The organism is Streptomyces sp. NPDC006798, from assembly GCF_040635975.1.
GTDB lineage: Bacteria > Actinomycetota > Actinomycetes > Streptomycetales > Streptomycetaceae > Streptomyces.
This window is the reverse complement of record NZ_JBEYIS010000021.1, coordinates 1-20,051: the sequence shown is the minus strand read 5'-3', so window position 1 is coordinate 20,051 and position 20,051 is coordinate 1. Positions and strand designations below refer to the sequence as shown.

Here is a 20,051-nt window from a genome sequence, read left to right as displayed (position 1 = left end):
CGGGCCGTCAGGGCCCCGGAGGTCGCCGGCCACCGGGTCGTCAGGCCACCGGCAGGGCCGTACCGCAGCGGGAGCAGAACCGGGCGCCGATGTCCTCGGCGGGGCGGTCGCAGCCGGGACAGATCCGGCTGAGCAGACAGGCCGCCTCGCCGCCCTCGTCCCGGGACACGACGGGCGCGGCGGGCGCGGCGGCTCCGGCGGGCGCGGTACGGATGCCGAGCCCCGGGCTGCGGCGGTGCGCCGTGAGATAGAGGAGCCCCTCGGCACCGGCCGAGACCGCCCACCGCGCCCCGTGCGGCAGCCAGGCCACACAGCCGGGCTCCAGCGGCTGCGCCCCGGCCGGGGTCTCCAGCTCGCCGCCTCCGCCGATCACATACAGCAGTACGTCGAGATCGGTCTCGGCATGGCTGTCGATCCGGCTCCCCGGCGGTACCCGGACGACATCGGCGTCGAGCTGCCGTCCGGACTCCGCCAGCCGCCACACAGCGCCGCCCCCTCCCCCGCCGTCGGGCCCGTCCGCCCCGATATCGGCGGGGCGGACGAGTACTCCGGCGACGGGGGACGCCGTGGGGCGCGGGGACATCGGGGAACCTCCAGAGCCGGTATCACGGGCCGTACGGGCACCCGGGGCACCCGCTCGGGTGGACAGCCTGGCCCGGTTCACGACACGGCCGCAACAGGGCCGTCCACCATCCCGATGATCACTTATTTTCCTTCCGTGATGATGAACGTACGTTCGGCGGTGTCCGCAGTCGTGTCCGTGGCCGTGGCGGGCGCCCTCCTGGCGGGGTGCGCCGAGGACTCCGGGGCTCCGGCCCGGCCCGCCCGGCCCCCGGCTGAAGCGAAGGCGGAGACAGAGGCCGAGACGGGCGCGGAGGCGGATGCGGCGGCCCCGAGGCTGGCACCGGGACCCGGCGGATCCGCCCCCGTCTTCAACCGTTCGGCCGTCCCCGCCGACCGGGCGGAGAGGACCGTCGCCCTCACCTTCGACGCCGATATGACCGCCGACCAGGGGCCGCGCGCGGCCCGCGGCGAACGCTTCGACAACCCCGGTCTCATCGACGCGCTCCGGACCCTCGACGTCCCGGCCACGGTCTTCATGACGGGCCGCTGGGCGGAGGAGTACCCGGACCAGGCACGGGCGATCGGCACGGACCCCCGCTTCGAGGTGGCCAACCACTCCTACAGCCACCACGCCTTCGCGTCCCCCTGCTACGGGCTGCCCGCCGTGGCGGCGAAGGACATGCGGAGCGATGTGGACCGGGCCTTCGCCGCGTTCCGGGCGGCGGGCGCGCGGAACGTCGTACCGTACTTCCGCTTCCCCGGCGGCTGCCACGACCCCGCGGCACTGCGCGCGATCGGCCCGGCCGGGGTGACGGCGGTGCAGTGGGACGTGGTCGGCGGCGACGCCTTCGCGACGGACGCGGACGCGGTGGCCGAGCAGGTCCTGGCGGGGGTGCGGCCCGGTTCGGTGGTGGTCCTGCACTGCACCCGCAGCGCCGCGCCGACGACGGAGGCGGCGATCAGGAAGGTCGTCCCCGAGCTGCGGCGCCGGGGATACCGCATGGTGAAGGTCTCCGAGCTGATGCGCTCCGGGCGCTGACCCCGGGCGCCGGGGCCCTATCCCGAGCAGGCCGTACGCTGCGCCTCCTGCCACTCGCAGACCGGGCAGAGCGTGGCGCCCTTGGCCGACTCCGGATATTCGGTCGGCTCCCGGCACAGCACGCACTCCGCGAACGGCGGTCCCCCGGCCGCCGGCACTTCGGCCTCCCGGCCCTCGGGGGCCAACGGTCCACTGTCGCAGTACGGCGAGGTGTCCATACCTCCGAGGATACGACCGGGCCTACGGCCCGGGGCCCGGCACCGCGTACGGCATCGGGCCCCGGGCACGGGGACAAGGGGCGCGGCAGCCGCCGCGCCCCGGTGTCAGCTGCTGGTCTTCTGCGGAACCAGCTCGCTCGGGCGGACGATGACGAAGCCCTCGCCCGACAGCACCAGCTGTATCGCCTCGCCGGAGCCGCCGCGGATCATCGAACCGACGGACTGGGAGCGGTGCAACGAGGTGTCCAGGTTGGCGCTCCAGCCGACGATCGCGTCGGTGTCCACGTAGACCGGCTGCTGGGCCGAGACCGGAATGACGATCGGATTGCCCTCACAGATCACGGCGAGCTTGCCGTATCCGGTGAAGACACTGTTGAAGAGGCCGCCACCGGTCATCCCGGCGCCCTTCACCGTCTTGATCTCGTACGAGAGCGTGGCGTCGAAACAGAGGACGTTGCGGCCGTTGATGGTGAGCGCGTCACCGTGCTCGATCTCGACGATGAAGCAGTTCGCCGCCTCGTGGGCGAACCATGCCTCGCCCTGCCCCTTGACCACCATCAGCGGCAGACCCTCGCCGGTCACGGCACGCTTCAGCATGCCGCCGAGGCCCTGGCTCTTCCGCTCGAACTGGAGATTGCCCCGGTAGGCGACCATCGAGCCCTGGCGGGCGTGCATCTCGCCGTTGACGGCGTACTTGACCGACTTGGCGTTCTGCTGGGTCAGGCCCGGCTGCGTCGCGGGCTGAGCCATGTTCTCGGTGGAGAAGAGGTCACTTTTCATACCGGGCATCCTCACCCGGACGGGCGGTTTACGCCAAGAATCGCGTACGCGCGGACGTGTCGGGCCGCCGGGCGGTTCGGGCGACGGGCCCGGAAAGGGCAGGGCGGGGCAGGACGGCCGGGAGGGGCGGGGTGCCGCGGCTGGCAGACTGGACGGGGTGAGCAGCGATTCGACCCCTTCCGGTACGGCCCCGACTCCCCCGGCGCCCCCGCCGTCCTCCGCCGCGCCCCCGCCCGCGCAGCCGCCCTCCTCACCGTTCCGGCACGAGGAGACCGGCCGCGACGAGGTCCGGCAGTTCGTCCTGCCGCTGCTCGCCCGGATCGAGAAGACCGCACCGCCCGCCCGTACCGACGCGCTGGAGACCGCGGCCCGCGCCGTCCTGACGATCCTCGCCGACGAACGGTCCCACGGCGACGGCGAATGGGCCCGCGCGATGCGCGACTGGCAGGACGCCCGGATCCGCAAGGTGGTGCGCCGGGCGCGCGGCGCGGAGTGGCGGCGGGCGTCGGAGCTGCCCGGAATCACGGTCACCGGGGCGGCGGCCGAGGTCCGCGTCTATCCGCCGGTACCGCTCGGCGGCTGGCCGAAGGAGCTGGCCAAACTCCAGGTCTCCGGTACGGAGCTGGCCGACCCCGAGCCCCCGGGACCGCCCGCCGCCGGGGTCCCCGTCCTCTGGCTCAATCCGGGGGTCGGGATGTCCGCGGGCAAGGCGATGGCCCAGGCCGGGCACGGGGCGCAGCTCGCCTGGTGGGAGCTGGGCGACGCGGAGCGCGAGGCATGGGCGGCGAACGGCTTCGCCCTCGCGGTCCGCACGGCCCCGAAGGACCACTGGGAGTCGCTGGTGGCGGCGGGGTTCCCGGTGGTTCGGGACGCGGGCTTCACGGAGATCCCCGCGGGCTCGCCCACGGTGGTCGCGACGCACCCCTCTTTCCCCCGCTGACCGTCGCCCGGCCACGGGGAGTGCCTTCCCCGCGCCTCGGCTGCCCGGCCCGCGCCCGGCGGCCTGATCGTGTTCGCGGTCCGCGGACCCTGGTGGGTTGCTCGCGCGGTTCCCCGCGCCCCTGGTTGCCCTCCTGACCGCCCCTTCCAAGAGGCGGGCCCTGCAAGACCGGAAAACCTTCCAGGTCGGTGCCGGGGAGAGCATTGAGGGGCGCGGGGAACTGCGCGAACGGCCACAGGCGGCCCGCAGGCCGCGAACAAGGATCAGCGGCCGGGCGCGGCCCGGGTGTTCGGGGCGGTGCCCCGGAGAGCCAAGGTGCTGGGGGGGTCCCCAACACCGAAGGCACAGGGGGCGGAACCGCGCGACAAGCCACACGCGGCGCGTGGCCGGATAGCGGACCCCGCGTCCCGGAAAGACGCGCCCCGCGCGCGGGAACCTCAATTCCTGCTCTGAACGTCCCAGTTGCGGGGTTCACCGCCGCCCCGTGGGGCCATAGTTCGTACACACCTACGCGGGGGCGTAACGTTCAGGGACCAGGGGGAGGAAACGATGCGGCACGGCATACTCGGCACCGGCATCGGCTGGCGGCCCGAGATCGCGGAGACGGTGGAGCGCCTGCCGGGCGTCGACTGGGTCGAGGTGGTGGCGGAGAACATCTGCCCCGGCCATATCCCCGAATCCGTGGAGCGGCTGCGCGCCCGGGGCGTGACCGTCGTCCCGCACGGAGTGTCCCTGGGGCTCGGCGGAGCCGACCGGCCCGACGAGCGGCGGCTGAGGGATCTCGCCGAGCGGGCGGAGGCGCTGGGTTCGCCGCTGGTGACGGAGCACATCGCGTTCGTCCGCGCGGGCGGTCCGCTGACCGCTTCGCAGCACTTGGAGGCGGGTCATCTGCTGCCGGTGCCCCGGACCCGGGACGCCCTCGCGGTGCTCTGCGAGAACGTCAGGATCGCCCAGGATTCACTGCCGGTGCCGCTGGCGCTGGAGAACATCGCCGCGTTGATCGCCTGGCCGGGCGAGGAGATGTCGGAGGGGCGGTTCCTCGCGGAGCTGGTGGAGCGGACCGGCGTACGGCTGCTGATCGATGTCGCCAATCTGCATACCAACTTCGTCAACCGGGGCGAGGATCCGGCGAAGGCGCTGGCGGAGCTGCCGGTGGAGGCGATCGCGTACGTCCATGTCGCGGGCGGGGTCGAGCGGGACGGCGTCTGGCACGACACCCATGCCCATCCGGTGCCGGAGCAGGTTCTCGACGTACTGCGTGAGCTGACGTCGCGGGTCGCGCCGCCCGGGGTGCTGCTGGAGCGGGACGACGACTTCCCGCCGGAGGCCGAGCTGGCGTCGGAGCTCGCCACGATCCGTTCGGTGCTGGAGTCGTCGCGCCCGCCCCGGCGGGATCCCGCGCCCGAGCCCGAGCACGAGCCGGAGTCGGAGCCCGCACCCCCGGCGGCCGACGAGGCCGCGCGGGAGCGGCTGGGCATCGCCCAGGCCGCGCTGCTGTCGGCGCTGGTCGCCGGGACGCCCGCGCCGGAGGAGTTCGATCAGCGCAGGCTGCGGGTGCAGAGCCGGGCGCTGGCGGTGAAGCGGTCGCGGGTGGTGGCGAAGATCGCGCCGGAGCTGCCGGAGATCCTGGGCCGGGAGTACCGGGGCGCGTTCCTCGCCTATGCCAGGAACCGGCCCATGCGGTCGGGTTACCGGCGTGACGCCATGTCGTTCGCCGAGCATCTGCTGGTCGAGGGCTGTCCGGAGGACCCGGCGGCCCGGGAGCGGCTGACGCGCTGGTGGCAGGAGCGGGCGGGGATCCGTCCGCGCCGCCGTACGGACCGGATCTTCCGCGCGGCGCGTGCCGTGCTCGTCAGGAGGTGACCCTGTGGAACTGGGTACCGTTTCCGTCCTGGTGAACGTCGTCGTCGGCGTTCTGACGGTCTGGATCCTCGTCGAGGGGATCACCACGCACCGCCGCCACCGGCGCGGCCACGGGACGAAGGCCGTCGTGGAGGACGCGTACGACGCGGCGTTCCTGGGCGGCGGCCCGCTGCGGACCGTGGACGCCGCGCTCGCCGCGATGAGCGCCGACGGCCGGATCCGGATCGCCGAGCCCGGCATCGTCACGGTCGAGCGGGCGGAGGCCCACGATCCGGTGGAGCGCGCGGTGCTGGACGCCGCGGACGTCGTACCGGACGGCGCGCTGAACACCCTGCGGCACACGGCGGCGCGTTCGTCCGTGGTCCAGCGGATCGGTACCGGCCTCGCGGACCAGGGGCTGATGGTTCCGCCCGGCCGGGACCGCCGGGTGATCCGCCGTTGGGGCGGTTTCCAGGCGGGGCTGTTCTTCTGGGGCATCCTCGGCTCGATCGCGGTCACGGTGGTGAGCTATCTCCGTGACTGGGACGGCGTGAACGGCCCGTTCGTGCTGTACGTGGGCCCCGGGCTGCTGGTCGGTCTCATCGTGTCGGCCCTGGTCGCGGACAAGGCGAGCGACCGGCTGACCGGTAACGGGGCGCGCGTTCTCGAAACGTACCGGACGAAGCACAAGGAGCCGGAGACACCGGCCGGGCGGGTCGCCGTACTGGGGCTCGGCGGAGTCCAGGACAGCACGGTACGGGGGCTGATGGTGGCCGCCGCGGCCGTGGGGATCGTCGCGCTCGCCGCGGGCCCGGCCGTCGCCACCGGTGGTTCCGGTGAGACCGGTGGCTCCGGCGACTCCGCGGGACAGGAGTCCTGGTGCGGCGGTGACGAGGCCAAGAGCTGCGGCGGGAGCGTCGACAACCGGGGCGGTGCGAGCTGCGGCGGAGGCGGCGGTGACGGCGGAGGCGGGGGCGACGGCGGCTGCGGTGGCGGCTGCGGCGGTTGTGGAGGATGCGGCGGCTGATCCCGCCGTGATATCCGCGGTCCCGGCGTGCTGACCGGCCGGGGCGCGTACGGTACCCGCACCCCCTACCTGTAGCTCCAGCCGTAGCCGTTCCGGCGCCGGGCGGCGTCGAACACCCACCGTCGACCGCGCGTCCCGAACCGTTCGCCGTACGCCGATCGGCATGCCGTGCCCGTCGTCGGGTCGTGAACCGGCCGCCCCGCCGGACCGGCCGCCACGGCATCCACCCGAAGGGAAATCCGTCCCTCCGGGTGCTCAGTACACCCATGAACCACCGGCGGCCCCGTGCAGCCGGGCAGTGCCCCGCGGGCCGGTACCGGCATCCCCGGTCCCGCCTCGCGGGCGACGGAACACCCTGTTCACCACTTCATCCCTACGACAACGAGTCAGGAGGTGCCCCCATGAGTACCGTGGCAGAAGCACTTCTCATCGACGGGGTTCTACTCGTCCTCACGGCGGCCCTCGCCGTCGCCGCCTTCGCCCTCTGGCCCCGGGTCACCGAGCCCCGGCGGAGGGATCCCGACCACTACGAGGCCGCCTTTCTGACGGGCGGTCCGGCCCGGGTCGTGGACACCGCCGTGGCGGGCATGATCGCCACCGACCGGCTGCGGGTCGTCGTGCCCGGCCTGGTCGCCGTCACCGGCGAGGCCCCCGCCGACCCCGTACAGCAGGCCGTCGTCACGGCCCTGGGCAGTTCGGGCAGCGGGGCGCTCGGTGACGTACGGCGGGAGGTGGCGCTCTCCCCCGTGGTCCAGGAGATCGGCGACCGGCTGGCCCGGGGCGGGCTGCTCGTCCGGCCCGGGTCCGGCCGCCGCGCCGTCCGCCGCTGGGCGATCGCCCAGTTGATCCTGCTGGCCGTGGCGATTCCGGCGGTCGTCCTGCGGACGGTCTTCGGCTACGACGGCGGTGTGCCGTTGGCGGTCATGGTCGTTCCGCTGATCATCCCCTGTCTGATCGTGACCGCCGTCGTGGTCGGCGCGCTCCCGCCGCGTACGACCTCCGCCGGGTGGAAGGCGGTTCGCGCCTACCGGTTCCAGTACGCCTCCCACAACCTGCCCGCTGCCGGGGTGGCGCTGCGCGGCCCGCGGGGCGCGTCGGACACCTCGACCCGTGAGCTGTTGCTCGCCGCCGCGGCCGTACCGATCGCGGTACCGGTCTCGGGCGGGGCGGTCGGGGTCACGGCAGCCGTATGGTGCGGCAGCGGCTCCGACGGTGGCTCTTCGTACGGCGGAAACGGCGCCGGCTCGTCCTGCGGCGGGGGCGGCTCCTCCTGCGGCGGTGGTGGCTCCTCCTGCGGCGGCGGCGGCTCCTCGTGCGGCGGAGGCGGGGGTTCGTCCTGCGGCGGTGGCGGCTCCTCGTGCGGCGGGGGCGGCGGCGGGGGCTGAGCAGCCGCGCGGTCGTCTTACCGGATCGGCGTCATCTCGCCCCGCGCAGCGCTCGGGCGGGCCCGGCCAGGGTCGGCCCGAGCCCATCGGAGTACTCGGCAGGAGACATCCCATGGACATCCCCACCACGGCGGCGGTCGCCGCCGCAGCGCTCGTCACCGCCTTCACCGCGGCTCTGCTCATCGCCGCCGTGGTGACCAGCAGGGCGCCCGGCCGGGTCCGGCGGGTCCCTCTGGACGACCTCTACGAAGCCGCCTTCCTCAGCGGGGGGCCGGGACGTGTCGCGGACACCGCGTTCATGCGGCTCCACACCGACGGGATGGTCACCATCGCCCGGCCCGGTGTGATCGCCCCCCGGCGCGCCGACACCACCGTCGCCGGTGAGATCCCGCGCGTCGTGCTCGACACCGTGCGCCGCGCCGAGAGCGGCGCGATCGGCGCGCTGCGGAAGGAGGTCACGACCTCACCCGCCGTCCAGCGGCTCGGCGACGATCTCGCGGGCCGCGGACTCCTGATCCGTCCGAGCCGCGCGCGCGACGCCGTGAACCGCTGGGCCGGGATCCAGTTCGTCGTCTGCACCATCGGTATCCCGGTCTCCATCGGCCTCGTCGCCTTCTTCCACGATTCCGCCGCCGCGCCACCTCTGATCGCCCTCCCACCTCTGTTCTTCATCGGTGTACTGGTCGCCAGGTTCTCCAGAACGCGGGCGCGGATCCGGCTCTCCCCCGAGGGACGTGCCGCGTTGGGGCTGTACCAGGGCCGGCACAACCGGACCGTGAACCCCGGTGTCCTGATGGCGATCAAGGGGCCGAAGTCGGTCGAGGATGCGATCGTCAGAAGGATCATGATGGGCGCGGCAGGGGTGCCCGTCTTCGCCCCAGGCGGCCCAAGCTCGTACACCGGCGGCTCCGGCACCACCGGCGCCTGGTGCTCGTCCGATTCGGGCGACGGTGGTGGCTGCGGCGGCTCCGCCGACGGTGGCGGGGACGGCGGAGGCGGGGACGGCGGAGGCGGGGACGGCGGAGGCGGGGGCGCCTGCGGCGGAGGCGGCGGCGGTTCGTGCGGCGGAGGCGGCGGCTGCGGAGGCGGCGTATGAACGACTTCGTCGCCGAGTGGTACCGGGACATCCCCTTCCTCGTCCCGGCCATCGCGGTCATCGCCGCCCTCACCGTGCTGCTGGCGGTCGCGTCGGCCGTCACCATCTGTCTCGGGATACGGCGGGCCCGGGGCGCGGACCGGCGGGTCACCGGCTACTACGAGGCGGCCTTCCTCAGCGGCGGCCCCGCCCGGGTCGCGGATACCGCTCTCGCCGAACTCCACGCCGACGGTGTGATCGATGTCGTGGTGCCGGGAATCGGCGTCCGGCGCGGGGGCGATGCGGCGGAACCCGTGGCACGGACCGTCATCGAACTGATCGAGGAGACCGAGAGAGTCCCCCTCCCCGCCCTGCGCGCCGGTACGGCGCGCTCCCGGGCCGTCCAGGCGATCGGCGACAGCCTCGCCGAACGGGGACTGCTGGCCCGGCCGTCGACGGTCCGCCGGGTGGTGCACCGCTGGGCCCGGCTCCAGAACACCGGGATTCTTCTCTGTCTCCCCGTCTGTTTCGTGCTGACCTTCGTCATCGGGTTCGGTCTGGAGAGCGCGGGTCCCCCGTTCATCTTCATGATGGTGCCCGTGCTGGGCCCGGCAGCGGTCGTCGCCCATCTGTGCGCGGTGGTGACCCGCGGCGGCATCACACCCGCCGGACTCCGGGCCCTGGGCCGGTATCGCCGCTCCTACGGCAAGGGGAGCACGGCCCGGGTGGCGCTCCAGGGCCCCCGGCACGCCGCCTACGGCAGATCCCGGGATCTCCTGGTGGACGCCGCGACCGTCTCCGTCACCGTGGCGGCCGTGGACCTGGGGGTTCTGGGTGGCGGTGGTACGGACGAGGTCAACTGGTGCGGCGGCACCGGCGGCTCGGGCTGCGGCGGCGGTTCCTGCGGTGGGGGCGGAGGCTCGGCCTGCGGAGGCGGCGGAGGCGGCTCCTCCTGCGGCGGCAGCGGCGGCGGTTCCTCCTGCGGGAGCGGCGGCGGCTCGTCCTGCGGGGGCGGGGGTGGCGGCTCCGCGTGCGCCTCGGCGAGTGTCTGAGCCGTCCACTCCGCGAAAATCCGTGGCGGCCCCGGCTCCTCGTCGCGTACAACTCGCCAATGCTCCGGATCCTTCTGCTCGTCGCCGCCTGGGCCACGGCCGCGGTGGCCTGTACCCGGCTGTGCGCCGCCGCCGTGGCCGCCGCCCGGCCCCCCGCCCACCGGGCCTTCCACCCGCCGCGGGCGCTCACCCTCCACGAGGCCGCCTTCCTCTCCGGCGGCCCCGGGCGGGTCATGGACGTCACCCTGGTCGCGATGCACCGCCGCCGGGCGCTGCTGCTCGCCCATACCGGCTGGGCCACCGTGGTCGACGCCAGGACCGACGACGTACTGGAACGTTCGGTGATCCGGGCGATAGGACCGGCGGGCCATCAGGCCAGGACGGACGCCGTCCGCCGGGCCGCCGGATCCGCCGACGCCGTACGCGCCATCGCCGACCGGCTGGCGGGCGCCGGGCTGGCCGTCCCCGACACCGCCAGGACCCGGTCGGTCGCGGCGGTACGGGGTATCCGCACCGCCGCCGTCGCCGTACCGGCCCTCGCGGTGACCGCACTGGCGCTGCCGGGCGGCGGGCCGCCCGGACCCGCGGTGCTGGCCTGGTTCGCCCTGCCGCTGCTGCTCACCCTCAGCGCCCTGCTGATCGGCCGGATCGAGGTACGGCCCTATCTCGGCTGGGCGTCCCCCGAGGGCCGGACGGCGCTGTCGGGGCCGATCGCCGCACCGGAGGGCGACGAGCGGGAGCGGCTCACGGCGCTCGCCGTCGGCGGCCCCGGCACCCTCGACGATCCGCTGCTGCGCCGGGCGCTCGACGGCGGCCGGTAGGGGCGCGCGGCGTACCGTACGGCGCATCGGGGTCATTGGCCGCGACACCGAACAAAGGTGCTTTACAGCTCGACACATACCCCGAAAAATCCCTTGACCGTATGTCATATACCGTCGGCGGAGAGGGATACCGAACGTGAGGACACGAGGGGCGGGATACGGGCTGGTGGCCGCTCTGGGGTCACTGGTCCTGTCGGCGCTGACGGTTCCGGCCGCGAGCGGTACGGCCTCCGGGCCCGCCGCCGGTCTCCGGGCCGACCCGCCGGGCCCGGAGACCCGGGGCACCGCGGTCGCCGCCGAACGGGCCGCCGCGAAGGGCGTCGCGTTCGGGCCGTGCCCGGACTCCGAGGGCCTGCCGGAAACCGTCGGCTGCGGCACGGTCGAGGTCCCCCTCGACTACGCCGACCCGGACGGCACGAGGATCACCCTGACCGTCAGCCGGATCGCGGCCGCCGGGGAACCCGCCGAACACCAGGGCGCGCTGGTCTACAACCCGGGCGGCCCCGGCGCGTCCGGTATGTTCTTCCCGCTCGTCGGCCAGTTGGACGCGTTCAAGGGCATCGCCCGCGCCTACGACCTGGTCGGCTACGCCCCGAGGGGGGTGGCCAGGTCGGCGCCGATCTCCTGCGAGGAGCCCTCGGCGCACATCAAGGCCCCGTCGGGTTCGGAGACGTACCCCTCCCGCTCGTTCAAGCGGGAGCGGGTCGCGGAGGCCAGGGCGTACGCGGAGGGCTGTGCCCGCCGCTCCGGTCCGGCGCTGCGCCACTACACGTCCCTGAACAACGCCCGCGATCTGGACGTACTGCGGGCGGCGCTCGGCCAGGAGCGGCTGACGTTCATGGGCGCCTCGTACGGCACCTACTTCGGCGCCCTGTACGCCACGATGTTCCCCTCGCACGTCCGCCGGATGGTCTTCGACTCGGCGGTCCACCCGGGTGTGGAGAAGATCTGGTACCGGAGCAATCTCGACCAGTCCTTCGCCTTCGAGGCCCGCTGGGCCGACTTCCGGGCCTGGGTCGCCCGGCACGACGACGTCTTCGGCCTCGGCGACACGCCCGGGGCGGTGGGCCGCCGCTACGACGAGGTGAAGGCCCGGCTCGCGGTGGAGCCCGCGGGCGGTACGGTCGGCCCGGCGCAGCTCCAGTCGGCTTTCCTGGGCGCCGGTTACTACGACGACTACTGGCCCGCGCGGGCGAAGGCGCTCTCCGAGTATCTGCGCGGCAATGAGAAGCCGCTGGTCCAGCAGGCGTCGCCGAAGAAGGAGTGGGCGGCGGAGTCGGAGAACTCCCGGGCCGTCTATACGGCGAACCTCTGCAACGACGCGCCCTGGCCCACCGACTGGGCGGTCTGGGAGCGGGACAACGACGCCCTGGCCCGCAAGGCGCCGTTCGAGACCTGGGACAACGCCTGGATGAATCTGCCGTGCGCGTTCTGGTCGCCGCCGAGGCAGCGGCCGCTGGAGGTACGGACCCGCTGGGGCGCGCTGCCGACGGTACTGATCCTGGCCGCGGAGCGGGACGCGGCGACCCCGTACGAGGGGGCGAAGGAGCTGGCGCGGCGGCTGAAGGGCGCGGTGCTGATCACCGAGGAGGACGCGGGCACGCACGGCGTCGGCGGCGGCTCGAACGACTGCGTCAACGCCTATCTGGAGGACTATCTGGTGCGCGGCGAGGCGCCGGTGCGGCGCGCGTCGTGCGCGCCGCACCCGGAGCCCGACCCGGTGTCGCTGGAGCGACGGTTGCCGCAGCCCGTGCTGCCGCGTCCCGCCGTCTGATCTTCCGGGCCAACGGAGGCGGCCCGCGCGGACCCGCCTCCGGTTCACTGCCGGGGACGACGCGGCCCCCGGACCTCCTCCGCGGAGAATCTTCTCAGAGGAAAGGCGGTCGCCGTGACGGCGACCGCCTTTCCGGGCGGAGTTCGTCAGGCGAGGTCCGCCACCAGCTCCGCCACGGACTTGCGGCGGCCGGTGTAGAACGGGACCTCCTCGCGGACGTGCATCCGCGCCTCGGAGGCGCGCAGATGGCGCATCAGGTCGACGATCCGGTGGAGTTCGTCGGCCTCGAAGGCGAGGATCCACTCGTAGTCGCCGAGGGAGAACGAGGCGACCGTGTTGGCCCGGACGTCGGGGTAGCCGCGGGCCATCTTGCCGTGGTCGGCGAGCATTCGGCGGCGGTCCTCGTCGGCGAGGAGATACCAGTCGTACGACCGCACGAAGGGGTAGACGCTGACGTAGTCGCGGGCCCGCTCGTCCGCCAGGAACGCCGGGATGTGCGACTTGTTGAACTCGGCGGGGCGGTGCAGCGCCATGTTGGACCACACCGGCTCCAGCGTCCGGCCGAACCGGGTCCGGCGGAACAGGTTGTACGCGTTCTGGAGCTCGTCCGCGGTCTCCGCGTGCCACCAGATCATCAGATCGGCGTCGGCCCGGAGCCCGGAGAGGTCGTACGTGCCGCGGATCGTGACGTCCTCGGCGGCGAGCTTGTCGAACAGCTCCTGGACCTCGTCGGCCCAGCCGGAGCGGTCCTCGGGCAGCACGTCGCGCAGCTTGAAGACCGACCACAGCGTGTAGCGGATGACCTCGTTGAGGTCCTTGGCCTTCTTGCCGGCGTTGGGGATCTTTTCTGGCGCACTCATGAGGCTATTGTCCCGCGTCCTCACCGGTGGCCCGCGCCCGGGTCGGCATCGCGGTGATCGCGTCGGCGGCACGCCGTCCGTCGGCGACGCAGGCGGGAATGCCGACCCCGTCGTAGGCGGCTCCGCACAGCTCCAGACCGGGGAGTTTCGCGACCTCGGCACGGATCCGGGCGGTCCGGGCGGGGTGGCCGACCGGGTACTGGGGCAGTCCGCCGATCCAGCGGGTCACGGTACTCGCCACGGGCCGGGCGGCGAGCCCGGTGACGGTGCCGAGGTCGCGCAGGGAGACGTCGACGAGTTCGCCGTCCTCGCGGTGGATGTGGTCCTCGTCGCCGTAGCGGCCGACGGAGGTCCGGAGCAGGAAGAGGCCGTCGGCGGCGGACGCCTCGTCCACCCAGCGCCACTTGCGGGCGGAGAAGGTGGCGGCCTTGATGGTGGGGGCGTCGGCCGAGGGGACCAGGAAGCCGCTGCCGCCGGGCAGGGCGCCCTCGACGTCGGCGCGGCGGAAGGCGAGGGTGATCAGGGCCATGGAGGCGTACTCGATCCGGCCGATCTCGGCCGCGGCGGCCGGGCACTCGGCGGCCAGCAGCTCGGCGGTCGACCAGGCGGGGGTGGCGAGGACGACCGCGTCGGCGGTGAGCACCTCGTCACGGTCGGTACGGACCCGCCAGCCGTCGGCGGTCCTGGCCAGGCCGAGGGCCCGGGTACCGGTCCGCAGTTCGCCGCCGGCCGCGCGCACGGCGTCGGCGACGGCGGTGGCCAGCGTGCCGATCCCGCCGTCGATCCCGAGGAAGACGGGCCCGTCCTGCCGCCGGTCCCGGGCCTCGTCCTGGACGGCGCGTACGGCGTCCAGCAGGGACGGGGTGCGGCGGGCGAACTCGAACAGCCGGGGTACGGCGGCCCGCATCGAGATCCGGTACGCGTCCCCCGCGTAGACCCCGCCGAGCAGCGGCTCCACCAGCCGGTCCACGACCTCGGGGCCGAGGCGGTCGGCGACGTAGCGGCCGACGGCGACGTCCTCGCCGAGGTCGGCGGGGGGCAGTTCCCGCTCCCGGTCGATCCGGGCGAGGCCTTCGGCGCTGAGCAGTCCGGCGAGGGACGCGGAGTCGGCGGGGACGCCCATCACATGGCCCTTGGGCATCGGCCTCAGGGCGCCCCCGGTCCAGACGGCGGCGGTGGCGGTGGCGGGCGGCTGGAGCCGGTCGCCGAGTCCTACGGCCCGGGCCAGTTCGACGGCCTCGGGGCGGCGGGCGAGTACGGACTCGGCGCCCAGGTCGACGGGGACACCGGCGATCTCGCCCGCGTGGAGTTTGCCGCCGACCCGGGCGGCGGCCTCCAGCAGGGTCACCCGCCAGCCCGCGGCGGTCAGCCGGTGCGCGGCGGCGAGTCCGGAGATACCGCCGCCGACGACGACGGCACGGCCCGGGGGGCCTCCCGGGGTGGTGCCGCGGTCGGCGGCGGGACGTGGGTCGGGGTCGGCGACGGCGCCGGAATGCGCTGAATCCATGTCCCCACTCTCTCAAACGCCGTTCCGAGTCCCGAACGTGACCGGTTCGGAACCGCGCGGGGCAAACGGTACGCGGGGCCGGTGCGTCCAAGAGACGACGGACGACCGAGAACACCGCGCGCGGCACCGGGAACCGGTACCGCGCCGAGGGGGGTGACGGAGATGCGTACCGCGAGGACACGGCGGGCCTGGGCCGCGCTCGTACTGGCCGGGGGACTGACTCTGGCGGGCTGCAGTGCGGGCGGCGACAACGAGAAGGCGGCGACGTCGGACGCGGCACGGGCCGAGGGCCGAACCGGGGACGGAGCGGCCCCGGACGACGGCGCCGGGGCCGGGGACACCGCCCGGGATCCGGACGCCGCCGACGAGCGGACCGACCGGGAGGCCAGCACCGGGAAGGCGGCGCCGCCCGCCTCGAAACCGGGCACCGGCGGGGCGAACGCGAGCGGCACGGGCAAGCCGCTCCCGGCGGCGGCGGTCCATGTGATCAGAACCGCCGAACTGCGGATCGAGGTCGCCGACGTGGCGAAGGCGGTCGCCGAGGCGCGCCGGATCACGGCGGCGCAGGGCGGCTATGTCGGCGAGGAGTCCTCGGGGTTCGGCCAGGAGCCCGACCCCACCAGGTCGACCGCCGAGGGCGATGTGGCGTCCGGCGGGTCGGTGCTCACGATCCGGGTACCGCAGGAGCGGTACGAGGCCACCCTCACGGCGCTGGCGCGCGGCGGCAAGGTCCTCTCCCGCAAGGCGGACGCCAAGGACGTCACCGACCAGGTCGTGGACGTGGAGAGCCGGATCGCCAGCCAGCGGGCGAGCGTGGCCCGGGTCCGGGAGCTGATGGACCGGGCGGAGAAGCTGTCGGACATCGTGACGCTGGAGTCCGAACTGGGCCGCAGGCAGGCCGATCTGGAGTCGCTGCTGGCCCAGCGGTCGTCGCTGCGGAACCGGTCGGCGATGTCGACCATCACGCTCGACTACCGGATACCGGCGGAGAAGCTGGCGGAGCCGAAGGACGACGACGACCCGAGCGTCGGGGACGCGCTGGAAGGCGGCTGGGACGCGCTGGTGTCGACGGTCCGCTGGACGGCGGTCGTGATCGGGGCCGTACTGCCGTTCCTGCTGCCGCTGGGTCTGGGCGCCGCGATCTGGTGGGCGCTGCGGCGGCGCGCCCTGCGCCGGGGGGCGATGCCCAGGAGGAGCGCCACGTACTGGGCCGAGGGCCCGGACCGGGACGGCACCGCCGACGGCGACGGCGGTCCGGCCGGGGACGGCGGCGGTACGGAGTCCCGGGCTTCGGCCGGTGGACCGGCCCCGTCGAAGGGCGCCGGTAGCGGCCCGGACCAGGAGATTCCGGGAGATCCGGGCACCACGGCGCGCCCGTGACCGGTCCGGCCGGACCCGACGGACACGGGGCCGCCGGGTCCGGCCGGACCCCCGCGTAGCGTGTGGCCCATGACAACGGAACGACTGGTGGTCATCGGGGGCGACGCGGCGGGTATGTCCGCCGCGTCGCAGGCGCGCAGGTTCCGCCCGCCGCAGGAGCTGGAGATCGTCGCCTTCGAGCGCGGCCGGTTCACCTCCTACTCGGCGTGCGGGATCCCGTACTGGATCGGGGGGCGGGTCGGGGAACGCGACGAGCTGATCGCCAGGACGCCCGAGGAGCACCGGGCCCGGGCGATCGAGCTGCGGACGCGGACCGAGGTCACGGAGATCGACACCGACCGGGGCCGGGTCAGGACCCGGGACCTGGACGACGGTACGGAGTCCTGGACCGGCTGGGACCGGCTGGTGATCGCCACCGGGGCGCGGCCGGTCCGCCCGCCGATCCCCGGTATCGAGGCGCCCGGGGTGCACGGCGTCCAGAACCTCGGCGACGGCCAGGCCCTGCTGGACACCCTGCGCGCCCTCGGCCCCGGCGAGGGCGGCCGGTCACGGCGCGCGGTGGTGGTGGGCGCGGGCTATATCGGGGTGGAGATGGCGGAGGCCATGCTGCTCCGGGGCTTCGACGTGACCGTGCTCAACCGGGGCGAGCAGCCGATGGCCACCCTCGACCCCGATATGGGGCGGCTGGTGCACGAGGCGATGGACGGGCTCGGTATCACCACGGTCAACGGGGCCGAGGTCACCGAGGTCCTGACCGGCGCCGACGGCCGGGTCCGGGCGGTGGCGACGGCGGACGCCGAGTATCCGGCGGATGTGGTGGTCCTCGGGATCGGGGTGGAGCCGGAGACGGCACTGGCCCGGGCGGCGGGGCTGCCGACCGGGGCGTACGGCGGACTGCTGACCGATCTGTCGATGCGGGTCCGGGGCGAGGACGCGATCTGGGCGGGCGGCGACTGCGTGGAGGTGCTGGATCTGGTCTCGGGCCGGGAGCGGCACATTCCGCTCGGCACCCATGCCAACAAGCACGGCCAGATCATCGGCGCGAACATCGGCGGCGGCTACGGCACGTTCCCCGGCGTCGTGGGCACGGCCGTCAGCAAGGTCTGCGATCTGGAGATCGCCAGAACCGGCCTGCGGGAGAAGGACGCGAAGGCGGTCGGGCTCCAGTACGTCACGGCGACCGTCGAGTCCACCAGCCGGGCCGGGTACTACCCGGGCGCCGCCCCGATGACCGTGAAGATCCTGGCGGAACGCGGTTCGGGGCGGCTGCTGGGGCTCCAGATCGTGGGCCGGGACGGCGCGGCGAAGCGGGTCGACGTGGCGGCCGTGGCACTGACGGCCGGAATGACGGTCGAGCGGATGACCCAGCTCGACCTGGGGTACGCCCCGCCGTTCTCCCCGGTCTGGGACCCGGTCCTGGTCGCGGCCCGCAAGGCGGTCCGGGCGGTGGAGTCCCGGTAGGACGTACGGCCGGTACGGGGCGTCCCCGTACCGGCCGGTCCTGACGAGCCCGCGGTCAGCGGGCGGTCTCGGTGTGGACGAACTCGACCAGCCGGGTCAGCGCGTCCGGGTCCGTGGTGGGCAGCACCCCGTGGCCCAGGTTGAAGACATGGCCCTCCAGGCCCTTCGCGGCGGCCAGCACCTCCCGGGCCTTCGTCTCGACGGCCTCGCGCGGGGCGAACAGCACGGCGGGGTCCAGATTGCCCTGGAGCGCCTTGCCGGGGCCGACCCGGCGGGCGGCCTCGTCGAGGGGGACGCGCCAGTCGACGCCGACGACGTCCGCCCCGGCCTCGCCGAGCAGGCCGAGAAGTTCGCCCGTACCGACACCGAAGTGGATCCGGGGCACCCCGTAACCGGCGACCGCGTCGAAGACCTTCGCGGAGGCGGGCATGACCGAACGGCGGTAGTCGGCGGGGGCGAGCGCGCCGACCCAGGAGTCGAAGAGCTGGACGGCGCTCGCCCCGGCCTCGATCTGGACCTTCAGGAAGGCGGAGGTGATCTCCGCGAGCCGGTCCAGCAGGTCGGCCCACAGCTCCGGGTCGCCGTACATCAGCGCCTTGGTGTGCTCGTGGTTGCGGGACGGGCCGCCCTCCACGAGATAGCTGGCGAGGGTGAACGGGGCGCCCGCGAAACCGATCAGCGGCGTGGCGCCCAGCTCCTCGGTGAGCAGCCCGATGGCCTCGGTGACGTACGCCACGTCGTCCGGGGTCAGATCGCGCAGCCGGGCCAGATCGGCCCGGGTCCGGATCGGCTCCGCGACGACCGGGCCCACGCCGGGCTTGATGTCGAGATCGATCCCGATCGCCTTCAGGGGCACCACGATGTCGCTGAAGTAGATCGCCGCGTCGACGCCGTGCCGCCGCACCGGCTGGAGGGTGATCTCCTTGACCAGCTCGGGCCGCATACACGACTCCAGCATCGGAATGCCCTCACGGAGCTTCAGATACTCGGGCAGGGACCGCCCCGCCTGCCGCATGAACCAGACGGGGGTGTGCGGCACCGGCTCCCGGCGGCAGGCCCTCAGAAAGGCGGAATCGTACGTCTTCGGCGGCTGGCCCGAGGGGCGGTCGTTGGCGCTCACGCCCCAAATCTTCGCACGGCCCGGAAAACCGGCGGCCCCGCCGGGTGTCCTTCCCTGCGAGGGAGCCGCGTTCCGCCTAGTCTTCCCCGCATGGCTGCGGCTCAGGGACGTTTTTCCGATCATGCTGAACATTCACATCCGGACGGCGCGGGGACCGGGGACGGCGCGGACGACGACACCGTCCCGCGGGCGTTCCGGCTCGCCGTCGAGGCACTGCGGGCGGCCCGGCCGCGCCCGGAGATCGAGGTGGACCCCGCCCGGCCCCCGCAGCGGCTGGCCCCGCACGCCTACGCCCTGGAGGCGGCCGTCGTCGACGACGGCGACGACCTGGCGGACGGCCGGCTGGTCCTGCTCCACGACCCGGCGGGCCACGACGCCTGGCAGGGCACATTCCGCCTGGTCACGCTCGTCCGGGCCGAGCTGGAGCCGGAAATGGCGGCGGATCCGCTGCTCCCCGAGGTCTGCTGGTCGTGGCTGACGGGCGCGCTCGAGGCGCGGGGGCTCTCGTACGGGGAACCCAGCGGCACCGTCACCCGGGCCGGATCCCACTACTTCGGCGGGCTCTCCGCGCGCCGCCCCGCGACCCAGATCGAGATCCGGGCGTCCTGGACCCCCCGCGAGGACACCGGCGGGGTACCGGACACCCGGGCACACCTGGCGGCCTGGTGCGATCTGCTCTGCCAGATCGCGGGCCTGCCACCGGTCCCGGTGGGCGGGGCGGAGACGGTCACGGGCGTGGTGACGCTCCCCCAGCGGCGGGGGCCGCAGCACCGCTGACGCGCCTCGTCAGGGGCCCCACCCAGCGCCTCGGCCCTCCCGGCATCGCCCGACAACCCGGGCTCCGCTCGGCGACCCCGAGTCGTCGGCGGTCCGCGGACCGTGCGCGGCTGGTCGCGCAGCTCCCCGCGCCCCTGAATGCTCTCCCCGGCGCTGCCCCTGCATGGGGCAGCCTCTGATAGGAGGGCCCGTCTCTTTCCGAGGGCGGTCAGGAGGGGCAACCAGGGGCGCGGGGAACTGCGCGACCAGCCACCGACCGCGCGCGGTCGGCAGGGGAGGGTGAGCCCCCCACAGGCTCCGGGGCATGGCGTTCCGCCCCTATGCCTTCGGCGATGGGGGGGGCGCCCCCCCCCCCGGCGCAGGGGGGGGCCGGCGCGCCCCACACCCCCCCGGCCGCGGCCCGGCCCCCGGGTTGTAACGCGCCGCCGG

18 protein-coding genes are annotated in these 20,051 nt (G+C 74.2%); 12 read left to right on the top strand and 6 right to left on the bottom strand.

Annotated features, from left to right (window positions below; all coding sequences use genetic code 11):
* Positions 1 to 40 precede the first annotated feature (40 nt).
* On the bottom strand, positions 41 to 583 hold the full coding sequence (locus ABZ714_RS16470; protein ID WP_358825912.1) for a cupin domain-containing protein: 543 nt from the start codon (positions 581 to 583) through the stop codon (positions 41 to 43).
* Between the two features lie 159 nt (positions 584 to 742).
* On the opposite strand from ABZ714_RS16470, the gene ABZ714_RS16465 reads away from it, so the two are divergent.
* Entirely contained in the window at positions 743 to 1,603 is an 861-nt protein-coding gene (locus ABZ714_RS16465) for a polysaccharide deacetylase family protein (protein WP_358825911.1), read from the top strand.
* 17 nt (positions 1,604 to 1,620) lie between these two features.
* On the opposite strand, the gene ABZ714_RS16460 is transcribed toward ABZ714_RS16465, so the two are convergent.
* Together ABZ714_RS16460 and ABZ714_RS16455 are read right to left on the bottom strand one after the other, a co-directional pair.
* Positions 1,621 to 1,821, bottom strand: coding sequence for a hypothetical protein (locus ABZ714_RS16460; RefSeq protein ID WP_358825910.1), 201 nt, complete (start codon positions 1,819 to 1,821; stop codon positions 1,621 to 1,623).
* A 105-nt stretch (positions 1,822 to 1,926) separates the two neighbouring features.
* Positions 1,927 to 2,601 carry an AIM24 family protein gene (locus ABZ714_RS16455; protein WP_358825909.1) on the bottom strand — a complete coding sequence of 225 codons (675 nt, stop codon included), beginning with the start codon at positions 2,599 to 2,601 and terminating at the stop codon, positions 1,927 to 1,929.
* A gap of 157 nt (positions 2,602 to 2,758) precedes the next feature.
* Between ABZ714_RS16455 and ABZ714_RS16450 the strand changes: the two genes are divergently transcribed.
* The 8 genes from ABZ714_RS16450 (at position 2,759) to ABZ714_RS16415 (ending at position 12,517) form a co-directional block, all read left to right on the top strand.
* A complete protein-coding gene (locus tag ABZ714_RS16450; protein ID WP_358825908.1) occupies positions 2,759 to 3,541 on the top strand; it encodes a peptidyl-tRNA hydrolase in 783 nt (260 codons plus the stop codon).
* 549 nt (positions 3,542 to 4,090) lie between these two features.
* A complete protein-coding gene (locus ABZ714_RS16445) occupies positions 4,091 to 5,404 on the top strand; it encodes a DUF692 domain-containing protein (protein WP_358825907.1) in 1,314 nt (437 codons plus the stop codon).
* 4 nt (positions 5,405 to 5,408) lie between these two features.
* On the top strand, positions 5,409 to 6,410 hold the full coding sequence (locus ABZ714_RS16440) for a TIGR04222 domain-containing membrane protein (protein ID WP_358825906.1): 1,002 nt from the start codon (positions 5,409 to 5,411) through the stop codon (positions 6,408 to 6,410).
* 401 nt (positions 6,411 to 6,811) lie between these two features.
* Positions 6,812 to 7,795, top strand: coding sequence for a TIGR04222 domain-containing membrane protein (locus ABZ714_RS16435; protein ID WP_358825905.1), 984 nt, complete (start codon positions 6,812 to 6,814; stop codon positions 7,793 to 7,795).
* A gap of 112 nt (positions 7,796 to 7,907) precedes the next feature.
* Positions 7,908 to 8,891, top strand: a complete 984-nt coding sequence (locus tag ABZ714_RS16430) for a TIGR04222 domain-containing membrane protein (RefSeq protein WP_358825904.1) — start codon at positions 7,908 to 7,910, stop codon at positions 8,889 to 8,891.
* Positions 8,888 to 9,922, top strand: a complete 1,035-nt coding sequence (locus ABZ714_RS16425) for a TIGR04222 domain-containing membrane protein (protein ID WP_358825903.1) — start codon at positions 8,888 to 8,890, stop codon at positions 9,920 to 9,922. Before ABZ714_RS16430 ends, ABZ714_RS16425 begins: the two co-directional genes overlap by 4 nt.
* A 59-nt stretch (positions 9,923 to 9,981) precedes the next feature.
* A complete protein-coding gene (locus ABZ714_RS16420; RefSeq protein ID WP_358825902.1) occupies positions 9,982 to 10,743 on the top strand; it encodes a TIGR04222 domain-containing membrane protein in 762 nt (253 codons plus the stop codon).
* A gap of 136 nt (positions 10,744 to 10,879) precedes the next feature.
* Complete coding sequence (locus tag ABZ714_RS16415) at positions 10,880 to 12,517, top strand: alpha/beta hydrolase (protein WP_358825901.1); 1,638 nt, start codon at positions 10,880 to 10,882, stop codon at positions 12,515 to 12,517.
* A 146-nt stretch (positions 12,518 to 12,663) separates the two neighbouring features.
* Here the strand turns inward: ABZ714_RS16415 and hemQ are convergent, their stop codons facing one another.
* Positions 12,664 to 13,377, bottom strand: a complete 714-nt coding sequence (hemQ, locus tag ABZ714_RS16410; protein ID WP_358825900.1) for a hydrogen peroxide-dependent heme synthase — start codon at positions 13,375 to 13,377, stop codon at positions 12,664 to 12,666.
* A gap of 4 nt (positions 13,378 to 13,381) precedes the next feature.
* Positions 13,382 to 14,884 (bottom strand): protoporphyrinogen oxidase, encoded by a 1,503-nt coding sequence (hemG, locus tag ABZ714_RS16405; RefSeq protein ID WP_358825899.1) that lies wholly within the window; start codon positions 14,882 to 14,884, stop codon positions 13,382 to 13,384.
* Positions 14,885 to 15,046: 162 nt separating this feature from the next.
* Between hemG and ABZ714_RS16400 the strand changes: the two genes are divergently transcribed.
* Together ABZ714_RS16400 and ABZ714_RS16395 are read left to right on the top strand one after the other, a co-directional pair.
* Positions 15,047 to 16,264, top strand: a complete 1,218-nt coding sequence (locus ABZ714_RS16400) for a DUF4349 domain-containing protein (protein ID WP_358825898.1) — start codon at positions 15,047 to 15,049, stop codon at positions 16,262 to 16,264.
* A gap of 69 nt (positions 16,265 to 16,333) precedes the next feature.
* Entirely contained in the window at positions 16,334 to 17,725 is a 1,392-nt protein-coding gene (locus ABZ714_RS16395) for an FAD-dependent oxidoreductase (protein WP_358825897.1), read from the top strand.
* 55 nt (positions 17,726 to 17,780) lie between these two features.
* Here the strand turns inward: ABZ714_RS16395 and hemE are convergent, their stop codons facing one another.
* Positions 17,781 to 18,845: a uroporphyrinogen decarboxylase gene (gene hemE, locus ABZ714_RS16390; RefSeq protein WP_358825896.1), complete on the bottom strand. Its 1,065-nt coding sequence runs from the start codon at positions 18,843 to 18,845 to the stop codon at positions 17,781 to 17,783.
* A 90-nt stretch (positions 18,846 to 18,935) separates the two neighbouring features.
* Here hemE and ABZ714_RS16385 point away from each other — a divergent pair, with 90 nt between their 5' ends.
* Positions 18,936 to 19,622, top strand: a complete 687-nt coding sequence (locus tag ABZ714_RS16385; RefSeq protein WP_358825895.1) for a DUF3000 domain-containing protein — start codon at positions 18,936 to 18,938, stop codon at positions 19,620 to 19,622.
* Positions 19,623 to 20,051: the final 429 nt, after the last annotated feature.

Excerpts from the sequence above, each read along its gene's own strand:
- ABZ714_RS16470 (WP_358825912.1), bottom strand. The coding sequence starts at position 583 with ATGTCCCCGCGCCCCACGGCGTCCCCCGTCGCCGGAGTACTCGTCCGC.
- ABZ714_RS16460 (WP_358825910.1), bottom strand. The coding sequence starts at position 1,821 with ATGGACACCTCGCCGTACTGCGACAGTGGACCGTTGGCCCCCGAGGGC.
- ABZ714_RS16455 (WP_358825909.1), bottom strand. The coding sequence starts at position 2,601 with ATGAAAAGTGACCTCTTCTCCACCGAGAACATGGCTCAGCCCGCGACG.
- ABZ714_RS16445 (WP_358825907.1), top strand. The coding sequence starts at position 4,091 with ATGCGGCACGGCATACTCGGCACCGGCATCGGCTGGCGGCCCGAGATC.
- ABZ714_RS16435 (WP_358825905.1), top strand. The coding sequence starts at position 6,812 with ATGAGTACCGTGGCAGAAGCACTTCTCATCGACGGGGTTCTACTCGTC.
- ABZ714_RS16430 (WP_358825904.1), top strand. The coding sequence starts at position 7,908 with ATGGACATCCCCACCACGGCGGCGGTCGCCGCCGCAGCGCTCGTCACC.
- ABZ714_RS16425 (WP_358825903.1), top strand. The coding sequence starts at position 8,888 with ATGAACGACTTCGTCGCCGAGTGGTACCGGGACATCCCCTTCCTCGTC.
- ABZ714_RS16420 (WP_358825902.1), top strand. The coding sequence starts at position 9,982 with ATGCTCCGGATCCTTCTGCTCGTCGCCGCCTGGGCCACGGCCGCGGTG.
- hemQ (WP_358825900.1), bottom strand. The coding sequence starts at position 13,377 with ATGAGTGCGCCAGAAAAGATCCCCAACGCCGGCAAGAAGGCCAAGGAC.
- hemG (WP_358825899.1), bottom strand. The coding sequence starts at position 14,884 with ATGGATTCAGCGCATTCCGGCGCCGTCGCCGACCCCGACCCACGTCCC.
- ABZ714_RS16400 (WP_358825898.1), top strand. The coding sequence starts at position 15,047 with ATGCGTACCGCGAGGACACGGCGGGCCTGGGCCGCGCTCGTACTGGCC.
- ABZ714_RS16395 (WP_358825897.1), top strand. The coding sequence starts at position 16,334 with ATGACAACGGAACGACTGGTGGTCATCGGGGGCGACGCGGCGGGTATG.
- ABZ714_RS16385 (WP_358825895.1), top strand. The coding sequence starts at position 18,936 with ATGGCTGCGGCTCAGGGACGTTTTTCCGATCATGCTGAACATTCACAT.